Origin of the sequence: Paucihalobacter sp. (assembly GCF_036825875.1) — a bacterium.
GTDB lineage: Bacteria > Bacteroidota > Bacteroidia > Flavobacteriales > Flavobacteriaceae > Paucihalobacter.
On the sequence record NZ_DAISXK010000025.1, the window covers coordinates 19,331 to 42,925 of the forward strand.

A 23,595-nucleotide genomic window follows, 5' to 3' on the forward strand; every position below is an offset into this window, starting at 1 on the left:
TTTTTGTATGTTAGTTTTTAGTAGTTTCTACTGAAGCATTTGTTTTGGCAGCAGTTTCTTTGATAGATTGTAAAGTGGTTTGCGCCTCTAAAACAACGTCGCTAAACTCGGTGAAATTTTTAATCACACTTTCCAAAATATAAGTCGCTTGAAAGGTGTCATTTAGTGCGTTATAATTTTTCGCCATCAGCACCAAACCTTTGGCGCTGTATAGTTTATAGCTTGAATAATCTTTTGCGAGTTTTTGAATTACCATATTTGAGGCTTCGTAGTTGCCTTCTGCATTTTTAAAGTATGCGCTATAATACAAAGCCTCTGCGGCTAGCGTACCCGAGGCCGTTTTTTCTAAATTTGCATAGGCCGATTTTGCTTTTTGCATATCATCGAGGGCAACGGCCGAACGTGCAATTATGATTTGCGCATCGTTTTTAATTTTAGTATCTCCTCCAACTTTTGCTAATACTTTTTCGGCATAAGAAACTGCATTATTATAATTTTTTAGTTGGTAATACGCATTCATTAAATTGGACTGTGCAAACACAATATTCTGCGGATAGCTTGCCGAAGTTTCTAAGAGCTCTAAAACAGATAAGGCATCTTTCCACTGAGATTTATTTAAATAAATTTCCGAAAGTTTCACCATAGATTGCTCAGAATACTCATTGTTATTTTGCTCTAAAACATAGGCGTAATGCGGTTTTGCGTTGACGAATAAATCTTTACCGTAATACAATTGAGCCAAATTAAAATGCGCTTTTAAGGCATTTAATCCGTTGGGAAAACTATTTATATAATTGTTGAATTGTTTGATGGCATTATCTACGTTGGCATCTAGATACTGCTTTTCGGCAGCTAAGTAAGTTGTATTATCCAACTCAGCATCAGAAACTTCAATATATTTTAACGTTTTTACCCATTGCGCGTAAGCATTCACTTCTCCTAAGTCTATATAAATTAATCGCGCTGTAGCTACTGCTTGGTTGGCTTCTTCAGAATTGGGATAATCTGCTGCTACTTTCTTAAATTTTGTAAGTGCCTTGCTGGTATCGTTTTGGTTATAATACACCAATCCCTGACGTAATATAGATTTTGAAATAAATACACTGTTTTTATATTCATAATTTAACTGATCGTACAAATCAATGGCTAAATTAGTTTCATTGATTTTCACATAAGTATTCGCCAACTCATACATTGCATCGTCACGCAATCCTGAAGATTTATAAGTGCTGATAAAGCTTTTCAGGCCATCAATTTTCTGAGGTATTTTGCCTATATAACCATTGCTCATTGCAATTTGAAAAGCTGCGTAGTCTGATTCTATATTATTAATTTTAGCTGCCTTATCGTAGGCTTTGATTGCTTCGGAATAATTAGAAGTCACAAAATATCCATCACCCAATCTTAAATAGGCATCGTTCAGTTTTAAAGATTCCTTATTTTGATTTTTAATGTATTTACTGAAATATCTTGTGGCTTGCTCGTAATTTTTCAACTTAAAATAAACGTAGGCCAAACTGTAATCTAGTTGTTCAATTTCAGGGGTTTTACTTGCTTCAGATGATTGCTGAAATTGTTTTAAGCTAATGAGAGATTCATTATAATTATTGAGCTGGTACTCGGTTTCGGCTTTCCAAAATAAGGCACGGGCATTCACTTGCTGGTCCACGGTTTCAACTATCGATTTCTTGAACATAACTAAAGCTTGCGAATAATTGTTTTCATTGTAAAGCTCAATTCCTCTGTAAAAAGCTACTTTTTGTAACGCTGCCTTATTTACGAAACTCTTTTTATTCTCCAATAATTCTAAAGCCTCTTTGTAATTTTTTGAGGTGATATACGAATCAATCAGCAAACTTTCAACTTCATCGCGATAGGACGTTTTTGGATAGGCGTTTAAATAACCTGTTAATACCTGTGGAACAGATTGGTATGGATTACCAATTTCGTAACTAATTTTGGCATAGTTAAGCCAAGCATCTTCTTTTATGGTTGCATCAAAAGGCATTTCTGAAGCATTTCTGAAGGCGTTCAAAGCTTCGGTCTTTTTAGCTAAATTGATATAACTTTCACCTAAGTGATAGTAAGCATTTTGAGCCACAGCATTATTTCCACCCACGATTTTATTCAATTCTGAAGCGGCGCTTTCAAAGTCATTTTGCTTGTAATAGGTATAGCCCAGCTGATAATAATCGGTATTGTTCCATTTTCCCTTTTTACCTCTATAGGCTTTAAGGTATGGCAAGGCTTCGTTGTATTGTTCTAAATTAAAATAGCTTTCACCAATTATTTTTGAAAGTTCAGAAACTTCCTCTGGCTTACTTTTTGGCAATTGTTGTTTTGCAAGTTGTATGGCTTCTTCAAACTTTCCGAGTTTAAAATTGAGGTCGGCTTGATAATAGGAAAGCTTTTCTTTGTATTTTTCATTGTCACTAACTTGTTCAAAATAGGTATTTGCAGTGTTATAATCGTCACCTTCGTAGGCCATAAAACCAATATAATATTTGGCCTGCGAGCCGTAGGTTTTTGAGGTTGTAACGCGTTGAAGGTATTTTTGTGCATCCTTCTTATTGCCAGTTGTAAAGTTGGCATAGCCGTAATTGAAATTAAATGCTTCTTTATCATTAAAATTTAAACCAGCTTCATCAACCTTATCGTACCATTTTCTTGCGTAAGCATATTTGCCTGTTTTAAAATAATAATCGCCAATATCTAAAAAAGCTGTATTTCGTTTGGTTGAAGTTGGATAAGTTTCCACAAAATCTAAAACCAGTTGCTCGGCATTTTGCTGATTTAAGCGCACTGCACTATTGGCAATGTAATAGGCACAATCCGATTTAATAACCTGAGAAGTTGCTTTGTCTTGTGCTGTTTTAAACAGCAACTGCGCCGATTGGTATTGTTCCTCATTATATAAATGAACCGCCCTTTGGTAATCAGACCAATCATTTGTGAAGACAGCGGATTGTTGGGCAAAAATCACATTTACAGAAAGAATTAAAATAAAACAAAACGAGATTTTATATTTATACATATACAATGGTTTCTTATTTAGTACTATCAATTGGTTGTAGGTTCAAAAATAGTCGAATCTTAAACACTATAACGTGGGTTTTGTGCTATAATTATAAACTATTTTACTAAAAATTTTACAAAGTCATTTTAATGGAAATCTTAAAACATGATCCAGAATTTGAATATTGTTTTAGAAATAATACTTTTGCCGTTGAAAAAATAAATCCTTGCAAATTTGACCAATATTGTTTGATCAATAAATGAAAGTTTATTTACAATTATAAAAATTTCGAAACACGCCCGAACTTGTTTAAGAAACATCAAAGTACGAACCAAAGTTCAAACCTAAACCAACTTAAAAAATAATCACATGAAATCCTTCCTATTCACTTTTTTACGATTCGTTGCGTATGCTTTAATAATGCTCGGCTGCTCCATACTAATAGAATTAGATTTTAAAAATGGCAGCGCCAATGAAAACGATGTTATAGAAGTTTCACAACATATAATTTTATTTGTTATTATAATCATTGGATTTTTATCAGTTTTGACAAATAAATCGCATCAAGTTTTCATGGCAATTCTAAGTCTATTCATCACAGCCCATTTGATAAGAGAACATGATGCCTGGTTTGATTCTCATTTTCCTTCAATAGGCTGGTTCCCGTTTGTGGTGGTATTGATAATTATTTCAGGCGCCATTTTAATAAAGAAATTTAAATCTTTTATCGAACAAACCAATTCAGTTAGAAACACACTTGGCTTCGGTATTTTATTGATTGCCTTAGCCAATTTACATGTGTTTACACGCTATTATGGCAAACCGTCAAGTTGGAGGGCTGTAATGGGTGATAATTATTTATATCAGGTGGAACGTATTTCAGAAGAAACGGTAGAATTAGTGGCTTATACCATGATGTTTATTGCTATAGTTGAACTGTTTTTTCAAGTGAAAAAAGGCTTAAATAAAACTGAATAAGTCGGTCGTTTCATTTTAAAACAAGAATTAGTTTTAGCGGCTTTTCAGAAATAAGAGAAAAACACAGTACCTTAAGAAGCGCAATTTTAGAAGGGCGCGCTCGTTTCATAAATTCAGTATAACTATTACTGAATTTTGAAAACTTTTTTAATTGACACAATAATAATACTTTTACAATTCTCAATTCACATCAATCTCAATGGCCGATACTATATTACAACTTAAAGATGCAACCATTTACCAAGGCGACAGCATGGTACTTCAAAATATTAATTTTGAAATGCAAAAAGGTGATTTTGTTTATCTTATAGGAAAAACTGGCAGTGGCAAAAGTAGCTTTATGAAAACCCTTTACGGCGATTTAATGCTTACGGAAGGCGATGGTTTTATTGTTGATCATAATTTACGTGAACTAAAAGAAAAGGACATTCCATTTTTAAGACGAAAATTAGGCGTTGTTTTTCAGGACTTTAAGCTATTACCCGATCGAACGGTGAACAATAACTTGGAATTTGTGCTCAAAGCTACAGGTTGGAAAGATAAATCTGAAATTGCCCAACGCATTGAACACGTTCTCTCAAAAGTTGACATGAAAACAAAAGGCTTTAAATTTCCCCATGAACTTTCGGGAGGTGAACAACAACGAATTGCCATAGCAAGAGCTTTATTGAACGATCCAGAGTTAATACTTGCCGATGAACCCACGGGAAACCTTGATCCACAAACCAGTATAGAGGTTATGGAAGTTTTGCAAGACATCAACAAAAATGGCAATACTATTTTAATGGCGACTCACGATTATGCCTTATTGCTAAAATACCCTAGCAAAACCATGAAATGCGACAATAATAAGGTATTTGAGGTGGTGCAGCGAACTAGTAAATAAACTTTATGTTATCGGTACTGATTCCTACATATAATTACAACATCACGGAACTGATTAAACAACTTTTATCTCAATTAAACCAAGTTCGTTTTAAATACGAAATCATTGTATTAGATGATGCTTCAACTGATAATAATATTATTGTAGCAAATAATGCATTGTGCAAAAACCCACCATGCATTTATCATTCTAATCCAGAAAACTTAGGTAGGACAGCAACACGACAAACGCTAGCAAATATGGCAAAATTTAATTATTTGTTGTTTTTGGACGCTGATGTATTACCTAAAAATGACAACTTTATCGACCAATTTAACATCAGCGAGCAAACGGCTGATGTAGTTTTTGGAGGAATTACCTACAGCCAAAAACCTCCAGACTGTAATAAAATACTAAGATGGAAATATGGCAAGGCTCGAGAAGCAAAAACTATTAAGGAGAGAGAACAAATGCCTTACCTTTCTATCATATCACAATGTATTTTGATTAAAAAGCAGTTGTTCCAACAAGCAAATAATTTTTATAAAAACGTTTATGGTGTTGATGTGCTTTTTGCACAAAATTTAGAAAAATTGAAGGCTAAAGTTATTCATATTGATAACCCAATCATTCATCTTGGATTAGAAGAAAACAAAGCATTTATATCAAAAACCATAAAAGGACTGCACAGTCTTTATAAGTTTGAAACATCAGGTAAAATACCCGATAATTATCGACCAATTCAAAAAGCATACAAATGGCTTCATCGCTATAAATTAAATTCATTTTATATCAGTTTAATAAAATTAATTGAAGGTGCCGTTTTAAAAAATTTGAATAGCAACAATCCCTCATTATTATTGTTTGACTTTTACAGATTATATATTTACGCAAAGCTTCATCAATAAATTAGAATTGCTATGCCAAAATTTACAGTTGTCATACCGCTCTACAATAAGGAAAGGGAAATTTACAAAACTTTAGAAAGTGTATTAAAACAAACTTTTATTGATTATGAAGTTATAATTATTGATGATGGTTCAACCGATAAAAGTTTAGTAGTTGCACAGCAATTTACTGACAATCGAATAAAAATAATTAAAAACCCAAACGAAGGGGTTGCCAGAACTCGTAATATTGGAATAGCATTATCAAATGCACCTTTTATAGCCTTTTTAGATGCAGACGATTTATGGCTTCCTAACCATTTAGAAATAATTAATCGCCTAATTATTGATTTTCCAAAACATCACTGGTTTGCCGCATCATATTTGAAACAATTTTCAGAGAGTCATTTAGTAAAAATGTTTTCACCATTATTTAATACCAATTTTAATCGTGGACCTGTGGTAGATTTTTTCGCAAACAGCACAGTAGATTGTTTGGCATGGACATCGGCAGTAGTGATGGAAAAGGCTTTCATTGAAAACATTGGGCACTTCGATTCAAAAATCACCCATGGTGCTGGCGAAGACAGCGATTTATGGATTAGGGCAGCGCTTAGATCACCTTTGGTTTTTACTAAAGAAATCACAGCTATTCATAAAATGGATGCAGAAAATAGAATATCTAATACCAAAATACAACTAAGAAATTTTATCAATCTTGATTCATACAACGAAGAAGCCAAAGCAAATTTAAGTTTAAAAAAATATTTAGATGTCTTTAGATTTTCAATTGCAATTCAATATAAGATAGCAGGTGATTTAAAAACTTTTAAATGGTATCATCAAAAAATTGATTTGAAGAACCTTAATAAAAAACAGATTTTAATTTTGAAATTACCTGTAAAAATGCTGATTCAACTTTTAAATTTTAAAAAAATGCTTCAAAATAAAGGTATTTACTTAACCGCCTTTAAATAATTTAAAGGATTCAAAATTTCGGATATAATCGGACTCGTCATAAACGGCAGAAACCAAGGCCAAGCATACCGAACCTGATGAAAAATTTTCAAGCTCACGCCAAATACCGCTAGGAATTACTAGTCCCTTATTTGGCTTATTAAGATGTATGATTTTTTTGTTTTTTCCATCGTGAAGCACGACATCAAAGCTACCACTAACGGCAACAAGGCATTGTTCTAATGCGATGTGAGCATGACCGCCTCGAGAAGCGTCACTTGGCACATCGTACAAATAATAAACACGACGTACTTCAAAAGGTAAGGTGTTATTTTCTACTACTGATAAATTTCCGCGACCCTCTGGATCCGAAATTTTAGGAATATTTATTAATTCAACTTTGTCAATTGAATTTAAATTTGCGTTAGTAATTCCTGCCATTGTTTTGCGATAATTTCTTGATTAAACTGAACAACACTAGCCTGTGCGTTATTCTTGCAACTATTATATAATGCTGAGTCAAATATAAAACGATTAAATGCGTTTGTGAGCGCCTCAGCATTGTGATTTTCTACTAAAAGCCCGTTGTGTTCATGCTTTATTATTTCATTTGGGCCACTTTTGCAATCAACCGAAATAACTGGTGTTCCACACGACAGAGCTTCAATGAGAACTCTCGGAAAACCTTCGTAATTACTTGTGAGTACCAAAAAATGAGCGCTTTTTAAAATTGGTGTAACATCAACTTCAAAATTGAATAATTTAACACAGGCCTCCAAATTAAAGAACTCAATTTTTGATTTCAACCATGCTTCATCAGGTCCGTTACCATAGATTTTTAAAACAATATTATGCTCAAAAAGTTTTGATTCGCGATAGGCATCTAAAAGTAGTTCGAAATTTTTTGCATGATTATCAATTCTTCCTAAAAAAATTATATATTTTTCCGTAATATGTTCTTTTTCAATAATATTAGATGTAACAGGATTATAAATATGTACCGCCTTCTTTTTACCATATTTTAAATTTATGTCTTCTGCGATACTCTTAGAAACAGCAACAATTTTATAACTTCGGTCTATCATTTTTTTAACCAACCAATTACATTTCGGAAAATAATTTAACAGAAAAGCACTCCTTACCACATAAATTATTGTAACACTCGAATAAACGTAATAAAGATAAAACCACTCTTTTATGCACTGACTTCTAGTTCTATTGTCTATTACAACATCGATATTGTGAACTTTTAGATATTTTTTTAAGTTTTTTAAATAACTGAAACGTTTTAATAATCCGTCATTATCACTCTTGTACTCTCCTAAATTAACTAGAGTACCTGCATACTCATATGCTATTGCATCGGTAATTGTTACAACATGAACATCCATACCATTATCATCTAACATTTTAGTTAACATTGCGGTTGATTTTTCTGCACCGCCTTTTGCAAGCGAAATACATATTACAGCAACTTTGAGTTTAGATGACTTCTTTTTTGAACTATTTTTGTGCATCAATGCAAAATTGAAATTAAAGCTACAAGCCAGAAAAACGGCCTATTAATTACGTGCAAGTTATGTATATAAAATGAATAAAAAACCATTGGTAACAGTTATATGTATTTGTTACAACCATGAAAGTTATGTGACACAAGCGCTTAACTCTATAATTGAACAAACCTTTAAACCTATTGAAATTATAATAGTAGATGATTGTAGTGGTGATAATTCCGCTTTGGTAATTAAAAACTGGTTAAAACAATTTCCACAAGTAAAATTTTTGCTAAATACAATAAATCTAGGAGTTACAAAATCTTTTAATAAAGCAAAAGCCTTATCTAAAGGCGATTATATCATCGATTTAGCTGCAGACGATATACTTATGGAAAACGCTGTTGAAACTTTAATTTCAGTTTTTAACCAACACGAAAACATTGCCATCGCTTATGGTAATGCAGCACTCATTGATGGGCATAATAATTTTATTGAAAATTATTACACGTCAGACCACGAAGGCAAATCTGGCGATTTATATAAAAGTATTATCAGCCAGACCTTAAAAATTAATTCGGTTGCATCTATGATAAAAACAAAGGTGATTGATAGTTTAGGTGGCTACGACGAATCTTTATTGTACGAAGATTTAGATATATGGATTAGAGCTTCTCGAAATTATCCTTTTAATTATGTGGATGAAATCATTGTAAAAAAAAGGATAATAGCTTCATCTTTAAGTAACCAATTTAACAAACCTTTAAACAAGTTTTCGAAACGTCTAAACAGATCGGTCTACATTATTTTAAGAAAAGCCTACCACCTTAACAGAGATAAATCGGAAAATAAAGCCCTAATAAAGAGGGTTCGAAACGAAATGAAAAAATCTTTAAAAAATTACAATTTGCTCTTAGCACTGAAATATCTTTTATTAGAAATCTCTTTAAAGTTGAACTTAAATTTAAAATAATATAGCAAATCCTTTATTGGCTGTTCATAATAAAATTAATGCCTTTGGTTATTTCTGTAAAAGTAAAATACTGCAATCACTACAATAAAAAAATAAAGAACACATCTAAAAAAATGCGCCATCACCACACCTTCCGTACTGAATTGTTTTATTAAGATCATAGATAAAATGTAAAAACTTGCTAAGGACACAATTTCAGTAATCACAAAGCTTTTTACCATCCTTTTGGCAAGAAATTGATGTGCAATGACTAAGGCAGCCAAACGCGCAAAGTCTCCTAAAAGTTGCCATTTAAATAAGGGTGACATTCCCGTAAATTCAGGGTAAATAATTTGAATGATGTAATCTCTAAACGAATATATTAAAAGCATTCCAACTCCAAATATTGGTAAGATGGTTTTATAGATATGAAACACTTCTTTAGTGAAATCAACCTGATTGTTAATAGCAGCAAAACGCGGTAATACATACAAAGTGAATAATCCCGTAGAAAACACCATATAATTTTTAGATATAAAATTGATGGCAGTCCAATAGCCGGCTTCATCTACGCTAATTTTATCTTTGATTACCGTTCTGATATCTAATTCAACATAGTTGAGCAAAATGGTTGACACAAACGACATGAGCGTAAAGGCAAGTAATTGATTTTTAAAAGATAAATCGAATTTAAGTTCCTTAAAATGAGCATATTCTTTTAAAACACCACCAAAAATCAACAATAATACGATCAATTGAATAATCGGACCCAAAGCTATAGCAACCAAAACACCAGTTATGTTATAATTGAACAATCCGAAGAGCAACACCAAGGTTGCTAAAATATAACTGATTAACTCAATTTTGGCGTACTTTTTATAATCTGAAAGTCCGTTAATTACAGCATAAAAAATGCGTTGAATCGCTATAAAAGGCACCGTTAAGGCAATGATTTTGAATAAAAAACTTAGTCCTATATCGTCTAAAAGCGTTAAAGCAAAATAATCTGCACCAACAAACAAAACAATGGCTGAAACTACAGACCCAAATAATGCAAAAACAGCACTGGTAGAAAATAATTTCTGAAGCGTTGGTTGATCTGTTTTGTATTGTGACACATACTTAACAACACCGCTAAACACGCCTAAGGTGGTAAAACTCGTGAGCATGGCCAACACGTTGCGTAACTGACCAACCTTGGCAATACCAGCTTCTTTAACTATAAGTGCCAGAAAGTGCTGAACGATTAATGAAATAACCAGTCTTACAACAATTACAGCTGAATTTAAAGACGTAATCTTTAAAACCGTATTGTTTTTTATAAAGGATGGTAATTTCACTGATCAAATATTATAGCTCCTGTTCCTCATCTGATAACACGCCAAAAATAGCACTGCTAAAAATAAGAAGTATGATACCATATTGTAGCAGATAAGCAACAAAATGTCCCATAACGGCGCCTTTTAGTCCGAAATTATCAATAAGCATCACGGATGAAAAATATAAAATAACAAAGAGAAATACCTGAATAATTATAAAATGCCAAAACATTTTCTTAGCCAAAAAATGATAAGCAATCACGGTAGAAAGCACCTTAACCAAATCACCTAAAATTTGCCATAAGAATAAATCTTCAACAGGTTGAAACTCGCTGGTAAAAACCAATTGCACTATTAACGGTCTAAAAAGATAAATAACAGCAAGGCCCATCATCACATAAGGTAGAAAACTTAAATAAAAGTTTTTGACCTCAGCTTTAAAAGCTTCCTTGCCATCAATATTTCTGAATTTAGGGATGATGTATAAAGCCATAATAGAATTGACGAACATCAAGTAATAATCCGAAATTCTATTCATCGCTTCCCAATATCCAGCCTCTTTAAAACCTACATTTGCTATAATATAATTTCTAATAACAATATAGGTTAATGGCAAAGCAATGGCCGTTACTAAAGCCATAATTGCGTAGGGTCCGAACTTTTTTAAGATGCTAAGATCGATGTTTTTTATTTTAATCTCGGAAGCCAAACTGCGCTGGTTCGAAAATCCTACTACGGTAATTAAAAAGGTTAGCGATGGTGTAATTACTACCGCAACTAAAGCACCATCAATGTTTTCGCGCCAGATTAACAATAAGGTAATTAACAGACCAACTACTTGTCCTAAAATATTGATAACCATCATCATTTTATACTTAGCAAAGCCATTCATGATGGCATAGCTAAACATATTTAAGGCGTAAAATGGCAAGGCTAAGCCTAAAATTTTGATGATATAAGCGTAATTATAGCGACGTGGAAAAATCCAACTATTAATGAGATCGGCTTGATAAAAACAGAAAAAAGCAAGTAGCATGGTTGTGAAAAAGCCCATGTAATAGGCTGTTGAAACTGTTTTACTTAATTCATATACATTATCTTTCACTTTACTAATGGAACTCACCAATCCGTTGTAAATCCCTAGAATAGAGAAGGTTTGAATCGCTTTAAGTAGATTTCTAACATTGCCAATTAAGGCAAAACCTTCCGGACCAATAAAAACAGCAATGGCTTTGGAAATAGCAATCCCAGAGATAATTTTTAAAAAAACAACAATGGTATTAAGTTTTGCTGCTTTAATTAAAACATGATTGTCGATGTAGGTTAACAGGTTTTTCAATTAATACGCATTTAAAGCCTTAATAACGTCGCTAACTTGTTCGTATTCCATTATTGGGGAAATTGGAATACTCACAACAGAGGCGTGAATGGCTTCTGTTATCGGCAAATTTAAGTTTTTATATTTTGAAAATGCTATTTGCTTATGAATAGGTGTTGGATAATGAATCACATATTCTATTTTATTGGCCTCAAGGTAAGCTGAAAAATCGGGTCTATTTGCAACGCGAATTGCAAATACATAAAATACATGAGCATTTTTATGTGCAATTTTTGGAAGTTTTATATTGTCGTTTTTCACCTCATTTAAATACCTTGCAGCAATGGATTGTCTGGCTGAATTTGCAACATCCAAAAACGGTAATTTCACATTTAAAAAAGCAGCCTGAATTTCATCTAACCTACTGTTTACGCCATATATTTCGTGTCTGTATTTTTCACTACTGCCATAATTGCGCATTTTTCGCACACATTCATATAAGGCTAAATCATTGGTTGTAATAGCACCTGCATCACCCAAAGCACCTAAATTTTTTGTGGGATAAAAACTAAAAGCTGCTGCATTTCCAAAACTTCCTGCCCTTTTTCCATTGCTTGGACAAACCGCACCATGTGCCTGCGCTGCATCTTCAATCAGTAATAAATTATGTTTCGAGGCCAATGCTTCTAAAGATGGCATATCGGCCAGTTGGCCATAAACATGAACCACAACTATTGCTTTAACATTTGAGTTGATCTGGGGCTCTAAAGTTTCAGCAGTCACATTATAACTTAAAGCATCTGGCTCAACAAAAACTGGTTCTAAGCCAACATTCACAACGGCTTGCGCTGTGGCTATAAAAGTTACTCCTGGAACAAGCACTTCATCACCAACCTGTAACCTTCCAAGATGAATATAGGCTTTTAAAATAAGTGAAAGTGCATCTAAACCATTGGCGGTTCCTAAACAGAAAGTAGTACCGCAAAATTTAGCAAAATTTGATTCAAATTCAGCAACTTCAGTGCCTAAAATGTATTGCGAATTGTTAATCACAGTTTCCAACTTCTGTTGAAATTGTGCTTTGTATGGAGCGTTTATTTTTTGAAGGTCTAGAAATTTGATCATGATATTTTTAAACTTAAAAAATCTTGCAAATACAAGTCGCAGCCCAATTCTTCTTTTTGCTTTAACAACCCTTGATTATAACCTAATTCATTTTGTTCGGTGACAGTTCCCATTGAAAAGAAGCTTCTCTCCTTTTCCTGATATTTATAAATGAGATGCAAAAATAAAAATTCTATCGCTCTTGTCTTTTCGCCATTAAGGGAGGTCGCTCCATATTGGGATTTTACCACTTTTCCGGTGTCAAATAAGGTAATTCCTGCCAATAATTCTTCATCCAAATACAAATTATACTGCTTGATATTTCTAGGATATTTCGATTTAAGATAGGTGATTTCTTCAAGTGAATGTACTGGTATGGCATTGTGCTTTTCCAGTAACCTTGGTGTCAAGATAGCATCCCAGAAATCAGAAAAATCATTAGTTTCTTTTATTTCAAAACCAGTAGATAAATTTTTTTGATAATGCTTTAATTTTGTTTTATGAATGGCTAAAGGCTTATTGTAGTCTATGGCCAAAACCATGTCAGTTCTTACAGTATTAGCTTTGTTTTTTATGAGTTGATGCTTGAACTTTAAGAGTTGATTATCGCCATAAAATGCCGGCATACTTTTCATTACAAAATCAGAATAGCCGCCAGTTTTTAAATATGAAAATACAGTGATTAAAACCGAATGCATATCATTTAAATTGAACGTGTCTTTAAATACTATGCCTCCATAAGTCAAACCTTGATGTGAATAAAGCGAGGTTGAATTTTTATTGGCAGGACAAATTGCAATAAGCTCATCATCTTGAAAAATCATAAACGACGCATCTACAAATCTATCGCTATGGTATTCCATAAAATCTCTTTCGAATAAAAAAGTCGCATTTTCAGAATTCTGAACAAATTGATTCCAAAGTGCAAAATTTTGAGATTTATAATCTTGGATATGATACTTTGTCATGTTTCAAAAATAGTACTTTATTGGCTGAGCTGTGTGTTTAATATTTCTGAAAATAATTTTGCTCCTTTATCATTTAAATGATCTGCATCAAAAAAATGTTCAGCTTTAAACCGATCATCATTCATAAAGTTTAAATACGTGCAATTTTTAAAAACCCTATCCATATTTTCACCGGTTTCTATTGTTGTTTTTAATTGATATTCATTTAAATTTTCGGTGTATGAATTATAACACGGAAAGGTAACCAATATTACTTCAATTGAGTTTTGTTGACATAATTCTATAATATCATTCAAACTTTTAAGATTTTGGCTTAAAAAGAAATTAGTTTCGGCGGTATGTTTTTTTGCCACCTTTGGTCCAGTTGATATTAAATCTTTCGATAAAACCGAACTGGCGTCATTTCCCCAACCGTAAACATTGCAATTTAAAGCATCAATATTTTTTACATAAAAATTATTTAATCTCTTAATGTTTTCTTTTAAACTCACACTTAAAACTTCGGAATAATGTGTGATTTTATAATTTAAATCAACATCCGTATATAAACGGTAATCTTTATAACGCCAAGATTCATCTGTCTCTGATAAAACCTCAAAAAGAGTATCGTAGGACAAACGTAAAACTATCTTTTTTAATTGTTTCATTTCTGGCAAATAAGCACGTAAAGTCGCCAAATCTACTTCAAGAGATTGAGATACATGACTTAAATTGAAGGCTGAATCTTCTAAATATTTAGGATTAACGCCATAAAATGAATGTGAGTTTCCAAGAATCAAAACTTCAATATCCTGCGCGTTTTTTTGCATGAAATCGGCCTTGAACTGATAACTGTTTGGAATATTGCGCAATAGAAACTCCATACCAATAAAAACGATAACAATTGGCAATAAAAAAATAAAAAAATGTTTGAGATATCCTTTCATTTAAAATTGAAAATAGATGAATTCTTGCTGATTCCCGTAAAAATATAATAGACAAGCAATTAAAGCATAATAAAACGCCCATCGGTAAGGCCGTTTCCAACTTAAGGCAAATTTTTCTAATCCATAATTATGAAAACGGGCCAACCACTCTACCACAAACATAAATAGAATAAAACACAAAGCGATAACCGCTGCCATAGAATTTGAAAATTTCGGAATACTAAACAGTGACTTTGAGAAAATGGCCAATAAATATTCGATTGCCAAAGCAACACTTTCGGCCCGAAAAAAGATCCAAGCCATGGTGGTAATTAAAAACGTAACAATCATTAAAAACGATTCCTTTAGGCTTGGTAAAATTGAATGTTCGGCGACTGTATTGGTGAAGCTTCGCGTGCTTTTTATGTAGAGTAGCGGTATATAAAACAAAGCGTGAATCACGCCCCAAACCACGAAAGTCCAGTTAGCACCATGCCATAAAGCACTAATTAAAAACACGACAAATATATTTCTAACAACTTTTGATTTTGAAGATTTAGAGCCGCCTAACGGAATATAAACATAATCCCTAAACCAGGTTGAAAGTGAAATGTGCCAGCGGCGCCAAAACTCTGCAATATTTCTTGAAAAATAGGGAAAGTTAAAATTTCTCATCAAATCAAAACCGAAAAGTCTTGCAGTACCGATGGCAATATCGGAATATCCTGAAAAATCACCATAAATTTGAATTGCAAAAAAGAAAGCGCCCAATGCCAGCGTGCTTCCAGAATGTTCAGTTGGATTATTAAAACAAAACTCAACAAAAATCGCGCATTGATCGGCAATAACCATTTTTTTAAATAAACCCCAAAGTATTTGACGCAAGCCATCGGTAGCTTTTTGTCTGCTAAATCTTCTGTTGTTTTCGAATTGTGGCAATAGATGTTTGGCGCGCTCAATTGGTCCTGCAACTAACTGCGGGAAAAAGCTAACAAAACTGGCAAATGAAATTATGTTTTTAGTAGCTGAAATTTTTCTGTTATAAATATCAATGGTATAACTCAAGGTTTGAAAGGTGTAGAAACTGATACCAACTGGCAAAATAAGTTCGAGGCCTCTAAAGCTTAAATCACTACCAAACAGCGAAAATACTCCATTTAGATTGTCGATAAAGAAATTAAAATACTTAAAAAAGCCTAAAATGCCTAAATTTATTATTAAACTTAGAGCAAGAAGCCAACGACGTAAATTTTTATTTTCACTCTTAGATAATTGATTTCCAATTATAAAATCGGTTAATGTGCTAAATGCAATAAGTAGCAAAAAACGCCAATCCCACCAGCCATAAAACACATAGCTACTTAAAAGTAAAAATGTGTTTTGAATCCGTAAAGGGTAATTTCTTAGAGCCCAATAAATACCAAACACTATTGGCAGGAACACAGCGAAGTCTAAGGAGTTAAAAAGCATAGAAGATATTTATTCCATCACGCAAAATAAGCTAAAATAAACTTATCAGCATTTACAAAGTAAATATACATTTTCTACTTCTTCTTCTTCTTACTCAAATAATAAATATTGATGCCCAAAATAGCCACATTGGTAATCACAATTGGCCATGAGGTGCTGAGCATGAAACCATATACAACGAATAAAACTGCGCCAGCCGAATTGACCATACGCAGTTTTCTTATATCTTTCATAGTAAACGACACCAACAAAACGGCCGATGCTAAATAGCCAACCCATTCGGTAAGTGCAACGCCTAGAAATTCCATATTACATAGATTTATTGCGTTTTCTGTCTACTTCTTTTAAGTATATTTTACGCAAGCGAATGTGGTTAGGTGTTACCTCAACGTATTCATCCTTTTGAATGTATTCTAGAGCTTCTTCTAATGAAAATTTGATAGCAGGCACAATACGCGCCTTATCATCAGCTCCTGAGGAACGAACGTTGCTTAATTTTTTAGTTTTAGTAACGTTTACCGTCATATCATCGCCACGAGAATTTTCGCCTATAACCTGACCTTCGTAAATATCTTCTCCTGGATCTACGAAAAACTTACCGCGATCCTGTAACTTATCGATAGAATACGGAATAGCTTGACCATTTTCCATAGACACCAAACTACCATTTTGACGTTCTGGTATACCACCTTTTAAGGGTTGATACTCTTTAAAACGGTGTGATAGAATAGCTTCACCAGCAGTAGCGGTCAATAACTGATTTCTCAATCCGATAATACCTCTTGAAGGCACCATGAATTTTACAATCATACGCTCACCTTTGGTTTCCATGCTTAGCATTTCACCTTTTCTTATGGTCACCATTTCAATCGCCTTACCTGATACTTGTTCTGGCAAATCGATGGTCATTTCTTCTACTGGCTCACACTTAACACCATCAATTTCCCTGATGATAACTTGTGGCTGACCAATTTGAAGTTCGTAACCTTCACGACGCATGGTTTCAATTAAAACTGATAAATGTAATACGCCACGGCCAAACACCATAAATTTATCGGCACTATTGGTTTCTTCCATTCGTAAGGCCAAGTTTTTTTCTAATTCCTTGGTCAAACGATCTTTAAGGTGTCTTGAAGTCACAAATTTTCCGTCCTTTCCAAAAAATGGCGAGTCGTTAATAGTAAATAACATACTCATTGTGGGCTCATCAATGGCAATGGTTTTTAAACCCTCAGGATTTTCGAAATCGGCAATGGTATCACCTATGTCAAATCCTTCTAATCCTACCAACGCACAAATATCACCAGCTTCAACTTGATCTACTTTTCTTCGACCTAATCCTTCAAAAATATGTAATTCCTTTATTTTAGATTTGGTGATTTTACCATCGCGTTTCACCAAAGAAATATTCATACCGGTTTTCAAAACACCACGCTGCAATCTGCCAATGGCAATTCTTCCAGTAAACGATGAATAATCTAAAGAGGTGATTAACATCTGGGTATTACCTTCTTCAATTTTAGGTGAAGGAACATGCGCTACAACCATATCTAACAAAGGTTCTATATTGGTGGTTTCCTTTTTCCAATCGTCACTCATCCAATTGTTTTTAGCAGAGCCATAAACAGTTGGAAAATCGAGTTGCCATTCTTCTGCACCTAGTTCAAACATCAAATCAAAAACGGCCTCATGAACTTCTTCTGGTGTACAGTTTTCTTTATCAACTTTATTAATAACCACACAAGGTTTCAACCCCAAATCAATAGCTTTTTGTAATACAAATCGCGTTTGCGGCATTGGGCCTTCAAAAGCATCAACCAATAGCAACACACCATCGGCCATGTTAAGAACGCGTTCTACTTCACCTCCAAAATCGGCGTGACCAGGGGTGTCAATGATATTAATTTTAGTGTCTTTATAAACTACCGAAACGTTTTTTGAAGTAATGGTAATGCCACGTTCGCGTTCTAGATCGTTGTTGTCTAGAATTAAATCACCTGTGTTTTGATTGTCTCTGAACAATTGGCAGTGGTACATGATTTTATCAACCAGAGTTGTTTTACCGTGGTCAACGTGTGCAATAATTGCGATGTTTTTTATTTTGGTCATAATGCCCGATTTTAAGCGCGCAAAGGTACGCTATTATTTGTCATTTGGTTAATTATATGTTATAATTTAATGTTATGGTAATTTTGGCTTTCTTCTTGCGTTAATAAATTGATTAATAGTAAATACCAATTAACCAGCCATCCTTGGTAGTTTACAGGTTTCTGCAAACAATGCAGTGTTTAATTTTAAAAAATTACAGCCATGAATACAATTGTTAAGTATGCAAAATTTATTCCGTATTTATACTTTATTGCCATTACTGCGTTTTGGTTTACCGACGTCAATCGCAGCAACGGTATTTCGGCCTATCCTATTTTATTATTTGGAATTCCATTTTTATGGCAGGTCATTAGACCAAACGAAAGACTTAACCGAACTTTAGGAATTGTTTTTGTTTGTCTATCCTCATATATGATTCTGGCATATCTTTCAGACTTAATAGGATTAATAAACATTAACCAATCGGTTTTATCATTTTTATTTTATGGCGGCCTCATTGTAGTTACCAATTTTTTTATGGCCTTATGGATTATAAAAAACAGTCTGCATAGAAACATATAATCTGTATCTTTGTGCTTTAAATTTTTGAAGATATTATAATGAATTTCGAAGCACTCCCAAAGATCAAACACACCAATGCTAATAACTTTTTCCTTTTAGCAGGACCATGCGCTATTGAAGGTGAAGACATGGCCTTACGCATTGCAGAAAAAGTTGTGGCTATTACTGATGCATTAAAAATTCCTTATGTCTTTAAAGGAAGTTTTAAAAAAGCCAACCGCAGCCGTGTTGATAGTTTTACAGGAATTGGTGACGAAAAAGCTTTAAAGATTCTTCAAAAAGTGTCTCGAACTTTTGATATTCCTACCGTAACCGACATTCACGAAATTAGTGATGCAGCCATGGCGGCCGAATATGTGGATGTATTACAGATTCCGGCCTTTTTGGTGCGCCAAACCGATTTGGTAGTAGCCGCAGCCAAAACAGGCAAAGTGGTCAACCTTAAAAAAGGACAATTTATAAGTCCGGAAGCCATGAAACATGCTGTGGCTAAAGTACAGGATTCAGGAAATCAACATGCTTGGATAACCGACCGCGGCACTATGTTTGGCTATCAGGATATGATTGTTGATTTTAGAGGCATTCCCACCATGCGACAATACGCGCCGACGATTTTAGACGTCACCCATTCGTTACAACAACCCAATCAATCTGTTGGTGTTACTGGCGGCCGACCCGAAATGATTGAAACCATAGCCCGCGCTGGTGTGGTTAACAATGTGGACGGTTTATTTATAGAAACCCACTTCGACCCTAAAAATGCGAAAAGCGATGGCGCTAATATGCTGGATTTATCTCAGCTTGAAGAATTACTGTCTAGATTGGTGGCGATTAGGAAAACAATTCAAAACTTCTAATTTTTACTCTAGTTTTTTGAAATCATTTTAAACGGATTTGAATTAATTTCCAATTGCTGTTGCAGTACATAAATCACCACCTCATCATTAATATCTTCAACCCGAAAATATCGAAGTGAGCTTACAGCTTTTCGGTTGGTGGTTATAAAATGTTCGCGATACATTTCTAACTTGTCGCCATGCCAAAAGGCTAAATCCACATAATTCTTAGATTGATTTAAATAGCAAACTGGCAACTTTCCATTGTAGTAAAAAGGCAATCGCCATTTATACAGTAAATTAGCTTCGGGTAAGGTCGCTTCAATGATGGCCTGAAGGTTCAATAATATCGACCTAAAAGGTTCTGCTTGTTGTAATATGTAGGCTTCGGCTGGTTTCAAAATGTTAATACATATAAATATTAAACCTGAGACGAAGTTAAAAAATAATTGAATAGATTTTATGGCTATCATAACAGACCTTACAGGTTTTTGAAACCGGTGAGGTCTGAAGGAAATTTTTTGTAAATTGATACGTCTTCAAACAATTTACATTGATTTCGTTACAAAATTTTTACATTTTTACCTTTAGTTTGTTACAAATATTATATATATTTACCCTTATTCTGTTACATTATACCGAATAACTCAGCATAAATATGAACTTCAAAAGACATATATATCAGAAGCTAGAGGAATGGAAATCTAGCAAAAATCGAAAACCTCTTATTGTAAGAGGTGCACGCCAGGTTGGAAAGACCACTTTGGTTCAATATTTTTCCAAAACCTATTTGCATAGTATAACGCTCAACCTAGAACGTGTTTCAGATTTACGTTATTTTAAAGATTTTAAAGATGCCAAAACTATTACGGACGCTTTGCTTACTACGTACAACATTCCCTCCAATCAAAAAGCGCAAACGCTACTTTTTATAGATGAAATACAAGAGTCGCCAGAAACTATCGCTTTATTGCGGTACTTTTACGAAGATGTCCCTGAATTACACATCATAGCAGCCGGTTCATTACTGGAGCAGGTGATGCAAAAAGTAAAAAGTTTCCCCGTAGGCAGAGTCGAATTTATCTATATTCATCCACTAAATTTTATAGAATACATAGAAGCCAAAAAACATATAGCTGCATTGGCAGCCATTGACACAATTCCTGTAAAAAAGCATGCACATCCTATTTTAATAAAGTTGTTTCATGAATATGCAATTATTGGAGGAATGCCCGAAGTTGTAAAAATGTTCCTAACAACTCAAAGTGTGTCCGATTTACCAAAAGTTTATGAAAGTATATGGGCTACCTATAAAAGTGACGTAGAAAAATATGCCCAAAATGCAACAGATGCTCGAATAATTAAACATATTATAAATGTTGCGCATTTGTATATAGACCAGCGTATTAAATTTCAGAATTTCGGAAATTCAAATTATAAATCTCGTGAAGTGGGTGAAGCCATGCGTAATCTTAATGATGCGCGAATCATTCAGCTTATTTATCCAGCTACCAATACAACACCGCCCATAATTCCCGATACAAAAAAATCCCCTCGACTTCAATTCTTAGATACGGGATTGGTAAATTATGAATTGAGTATCCAAGCAGAAATGATGGCATTAGATGATTTTAATACCGCTTACAAAGGAGCTATAATTCCTCACTTAATTACACAAGAATTAATGTCACTAAATACATTGCATTATAAACAAGCCAATTTTTGGGTAAGAGAAAAAGCTCAAGCTTCTTCAGAAGTAGATTTGATTGTGCAATTTAACGATAAAATTATTCCTATTGAAATTAAGTCTGGCAAGGAAGGTAAACTTAAATCATTACATCAATTTGTAGAAAATTCAACACATCCATATGCCATACGGATGTATGCAGGTACATTTAACATTGAAAAACAACAAACAGCAGTTCTCAAGAAACCATATTTACTCATGAATTTGCCCTATTACTTAGGAAATAAATTACCTGAATATATCGCTTATTTTATTGATAATTATAAATAAAGAATTGAACTAAGGAGAAAAATATTTTATTAGAAATCAGAACATGTATTGCACTAAAACTTTATTTTGCATTAATCACATATTACTTCCCATCCACAAAATCCTGCAAATAAGCAAAACGCGGTGTTAGCTTTCTGTTTTCGGTGACTTTTGCACGCTCTAAAACACCATCTTTATCATTGTTGAAAAAAGCTGGCAATACGCGCTCTAAAAATACATCGCCAAAACCTTCGCTGGCATCTTTGGGTAATTCACATGGCAAATTATCAACAGCCATCACTGTAATAGCGTCTTTGGCATCAAAAGCCACTTCCTTTTCAGTTTGTGGGTTATAGCCGTAAAAAGGTTCTGCAATGGTTGAAGGCCTAATGGTACTCGCTACCGGACCATCAATATCACAAGAGATATCGGCCACCAAATTGATTTTAAAATCTGGCGATTTGGCGTCTTCGCGAGAAAATAAAAATGGTGCATTATTCCCGTAAAAATGGCCTGCTATAAAAAAATCGGTTTCTTTAGCAAAGGGCATAAAATTACTTTCGTAGCTACTTGGGTTTTTATAAAATTCATACCGCTCTCCTACCTTTCCATCTTTGCGCTTGTTGTATTCCATCACATCAATCATACAATAAACAGGTTCGCTAAAATTCATTGTGAGATATTGTGCATGAGAAATTTCTTTTATGTTCAAATGGTCTAAAATCTCTTTGGCACCTTGGGCTACTTTTCCTGTGCCACTTAGTAAGATTTTAATGGTAGGGACGCTGATCTTATCCAGTTGAGATTTAACCGCTTCTAAATCTGCTAAGGTTTCAACCTTGGTCAAATTGAATAATTTATCACGTAACCCTAAACCTCTAAAACCATTATATGCACCAACCAATCCCGCGTATCTGCCAAAACCAATAAGGCGATTGTTGCGCTCATCTACCAATGTTTCATGGTCGTAAAGTGTGATATTTTTTTCTAAAATTGCACGTAACAAGTTGAGATTATAAGGCTGCTTTTTTATAGTATGACTAAAAAAGAAATAGGTTTTATCAGGAATTAATGCTGATATAGGCACTTCTTTCACTCCAATCATAATATCGACGTTTGACACATCCTCCACAACTTCAAAGCCCAGTTTTTGATAAGCTTCGTCAGGAAATATTCGTATATCAGAACGCTCTACAACATATTTGGCTTTTGGAAATTGTTGTTTGGCTTTTAATAAGGTTTCGGGTGAAAAGACCACACGGCGGTCGGGTGGATTTTTACGTTCGGTGATGATGGCAAATTTCATATTGACATTAGGTTTAATAACTGACAAAAGTGCTGAGAAATTAATTTGGAATAATTTTTGAACAAAAGTAAGAGATTTAAAAGGTTGCGCAAGTTTTTTTGTAATTTCGCAACCCGCTTTTCAACCATAGCAGGTTGTTAAGTGATTTAAAATGTTCTTTTAAGGGGTCGACTGGTTTTGACAGCGAGATTAATAAACTGGTAAGCACGTCGTGTAATGACTTTGAAACACGTAAAAGGCTAGGTCAACATTTTAAACGGCGAAGATAACTACGCTTTAGCTGCTTAATCCGAATCACAGTAGGATGAGCCTTGTCTGCCTAGGGTAGAAAGCTAAATGTCTCTGGAAAGCCTTGGTTGGTGGCGTTCCGCCAAGAGGCATCGTAAAAATTAACTAAGATTGGGTAGCGCTTTGATGCCCTTTCGAGATTAAGAAGCTAAGTTGTAGGTAGAGTGTTTTTAATCAGCCTACAAACGAAAACTATGAAAAAACTAAGCGTGTAGAAAGCTACTTTGTTACTTGTTTGGACGAGGGTTCGAATCCCTCCGACTCCAC

The 23,595-nt window shown here is 33.9% G+C and carries 21 protein-coding genes and 1 other RNA gene; 9 read left to right on the top strand and 13 right to left on the bottom strand.

The window, feature by feature from the left end:
- Positions 1-10 precede the first annotated feature (10 nt).
- Entirely contained in the window at positions 11-3,034 is a 3,024-nt protein-coding gene (locus V7Z48_RS08655; RefSeq protein ID WP_334113014.1) for a tetratricopeptide repeat protein, read from the bottom strand.
- A gap of 351 nt (positions 3,035-3,385) precedes the next feature.
- On the opposite strand from V7Z48_RS08655, the gene V7Z48_RS08660 reads away from it, so the two are divergent.
- The 4 genes from V7Z48_RS08660 to V7Z48_RS08675 all read left to right on the top strand — a co-directional run bounded on the left by V7Z48_RS08660 (position 3,386) and on the right by V7Z48_RS08675 (position 6,724).
- The gene (locus V7Z48_RS08660) at positions 3,386-3,994 is read left to right on the top strand and encodes a hypothetical protein (protein WP_334113015.1); all 609 of its coding nucleotides are present in this window, start codon (positions 3,386-3,388) and stop codon (positions 3,992-3,994) included.
- 199 nt (positions 3,995-4,193) lie between these two features.
- On the top strand, positions 4,194-4,880 hold the full coding sequence (locus V7Z48_RS08665) for a cell division ATP-binding protein FtsE (protein ID WP_334113016.1): 687 nt from the start codon (positions 4,194-4,196) through the stop codon (positions 4,878-4,880).
- A gap of 5 nt (positions 4,881-4,885) precedes the next feature.
- Positions 4,886-5,767 (top strand): glycosyltransferase family 2 protein, encoded by an 882-nt coding sequence (locus V7Z48_RS08670; RefSeq protein ID WP_334113017.1) that lies wholly within the window; start codon positions 4,886-4,888, stop codon positions 5,765-5,767.
- A 12-nt stretch (positions 5,768-5,779) separates the two neighbouring features.
- Positions 5,780-6,724, top strand: coding sequence for a glycosyltransferase family 2 protein (locus V7Z48_RS08675; RefSeq protein WP_334113018.1), 945 nt, complete (start codon positions 5,780-5,782; stop codon positions 6,722-6,724).
- Here V7Z48_RS08675 and V7Z48_RS08680 read toward each other — a convergent pair.
- Complete coding sequence (locus tag V7Z48_RS08680; RefSeq protein ID WP_334113019.1) at positions 6,707-7,144, bottom strand: sugar 3,4-ketoisomerase; 438 nt, start codon at positions 7,142-7,144, stop codon at positions 6,707-6,709. The two genes, V7Z48_RS08675 and V7Z48_RS08680, sit on opposite strands and share 18 nt — an antisense overlap.
- Positions 7,117-8,220: a glycosyltransferase gene (locus V7Z48_RS08685; protein WP_334113020.1), complete on the bottom strand. Its 1,104-nt coding sequence runs from the start codon at positions 8,218-8,220 to the stop codon at positions 7,117-7,119. Before V7Z48_RS08685 ends, V7Z48_RS08680 begins: the two co-directional genes overlap by 28 nt.
- Before the next feature lie 73 nt (positions 8,221-8,293).
- On the opposite strand from V7Z48_RS08685, the gene V7Z48_RS08690 reads away from it, so the two are divergent.
- Positions 8,294-9,169, top strand: a complete 876-nt coding sequence (locus V7Z48_RS08690) for a glycosyltransferase family 2 protein (protein WP_334113021.1) — start codon at positions 8,294-8,296, stop codon at positions 9,167-9,169.
- Positions 9,170-9,204: 35 nt separating this feature from the next.
- On the opposite strand, the gene V7Z48_RS08695 is transcribed toward V7Z48_RS08690, so the two are convergent.
- The 8 genes from V7Z48_RS08695 to typA all read right to left on the bottom strand — a co-directional run bounded on the left by V7Z48_RS08695 (position 9,205) and on the right by typA (position 18,341).
- Positions 9,205-10,488: an O-antigen translocase gene (locus tag V7Z48_RS08695; protein WP_334113022.1), complete on the bottom strand. Its 1,284-nt coding sequence runs from the start codon at positions 10,486-10,488 to the stop codon at positions 9,205-9,207.
- A 10-nt stretch (positions 10,489-10,498) separates the two neighbouring features.
- Positions 10,499-11,806, bottom strand: a complete 1,308-nt coding sequence (locus V7Z48_RS08700) for an O-antigen translocase (protein ID WP_334113023.1) — start codon at positions 11,804-11,806, stop codon at positions 10,499-10,501.
- Positions 11,807-12,910, bottom strand: a complete 1,104-nt coding sequence (locus V7Z48_RS08705; protein ID WP_334113024.1) for a DegT/DnrJ/EryC1/StrS family aminotransferase — start codon at positions 12,908-12,910, stop codon at positions 11,807-11,809. It abuts the gene before it with no gap.
- Positions 12,907-13,857 carry a FemAB family protein gene (locus tag V7Z48_RS08710; RefSeq protein WP_334113025.1) on the bottom strand — a complete coding sequence of 317 codons (951 nt, stop codon included), beginning with the start codon at positions 13,855-13,857 and terminating at the stop codon, positions 12,907-12,909. The genes V7Z48_RS08705 and V7Z48_RS08710 overlap by 4 nt, the downstream gene beginning before the upstream one ends.
- 17 nt (positions 13,858-13,874) lie before the next feature.
- Positions 13,875-14,783, bottom strand: coding sequence for a hypothetical protein (locus tag V7Z48_RS08715; RefSeq protein WP_334113026.1), 909 nt, complete (start codon positions 14,781-14,783; stop codon positions 13,875-13,877).
- Entirely contained in the window at positions 14,784-16,232 is a 1,449-nt protein-coding gene (locus V7Z48_RS08720; protein ID WP_334113027.1) for an MBOAT family O-acyltransferase, read from the bottom strand.
- Between the two features lie 74 nt (positions 16,233-16,306).
- The gene (locus V7Z48_RS08725) at positions 16,307-16,540 is read right to left on the bottom strand and encodes a uroporphyrinogen decarboxylase (RefSeq protein WP_334113028.1); all 234 of its coding nucleotides are present in this window, start codon (positions 16,538-16,540) and stop codon (positions 16,307-16,309) included.
- Position 16,541: 1 nt separating this feature from the next.
- Positions 16,542-18,341 (bottom strand): translational GTPase TypA, encoded by a 1,800-nt coding sequence (gene typA, locus V7Z48_RS08730; protein ID WP_334113029.1) that lies wholly within the window; start codon positions 18,339-18,341, stop codon positions 16,542-16,544.
- Positions 18,342-18,542: 201 nt separating this feature from the next.
- Between typA and V7Z48_RS08735 the strand changes: the two genes are divergently transcribed.
- Together V7Z48_RS08735 and kdsA are read left to right on the top strand one after the other, a co-directional pair.
- Positions 18,543-18,902: a hypothetical protein gene (locus tag V7Z48_RS08735; RefSeq protein ID WP_334113030.1), complete on the top strand. Its 360-nt coding sequence runs from the start codon at positions 18,543-18,545 to the stop codon at positions 18,900-18,902.
- Between the two features lie 38 nt (positions 18,903-18,940).
- Complete coding sequence (gene kdsA, locus V7Z48_RS08740) at positions 18,941-19,759, top strand: 3-deoxy-8-phosphooctulonate synthase (protein ID WP_334113031.1); 819 nt, start codon at positions 18,941-18,943, stop codon at positions 19,757-19,759.
- 8 nt (positions 19,760-19,767) lie between these two features.
- Here kdsA and V7Z48_RS08745 read toward each other — a convergent pair whose 3' ends face one another.
- The gene (locus V7Z48_RS08745; protein WP_334113032.1) at positions 19,768-20,211 is read right to left on the bottom strand and encodes a DUF1801 domain-containing protein; all 444 of its coding nucleotides are present in this window, start codon (positions 20,209-20,211) and stop codon (positions 19,768-19,770) included.
- 185 nt (positions 20,212-20,396) lie between these two features.
- On the opposite strand from V7Z48_RS08745, the gene V7Z48_RS08750 reads away from it, so the two are divergent.
- Positions 20,397-21,755, top strand: a complete 1,359-nt coding sequence (locus V7Z48_RS08750) for an ATP-binding protein (protein WP_334113033.1) — start codon at positions 20,397-20,399, stop codon at positions 21,753-21,755.
- Between the two features lie 82 nt (positions 21,756-21,837).
- Here V7Z48_RS08750 and V7Z48_RS08755 read toward each other — a convergent pair whose 3' ends face one another.
- Positions 21,838-23,040 carry an NAD(P)-dependent oxidoreductase gene (locus V7Z48_RS08755; RefSeq protein ID WP_334113034.1) on the bottom strand — a complete coding sequence of 401 codons (1,203 nt, stop codon included), beginning with the start codon at positions 23,038-23,040 and terminating at the stop codon, positions 21,838-21,840.
- Between the two features lie 163 nt (positions 23,041-23,203).
- Between V7Z48_RS08755 and ssrA the strand changes: the two genes are divergently transcribed.
- Positions 23,204-23,595, top strand: a transfer-messenger RNA (tmRNA) gene (ssrA, locus tag V7Z48_RS08760); the annotation flags it as partial.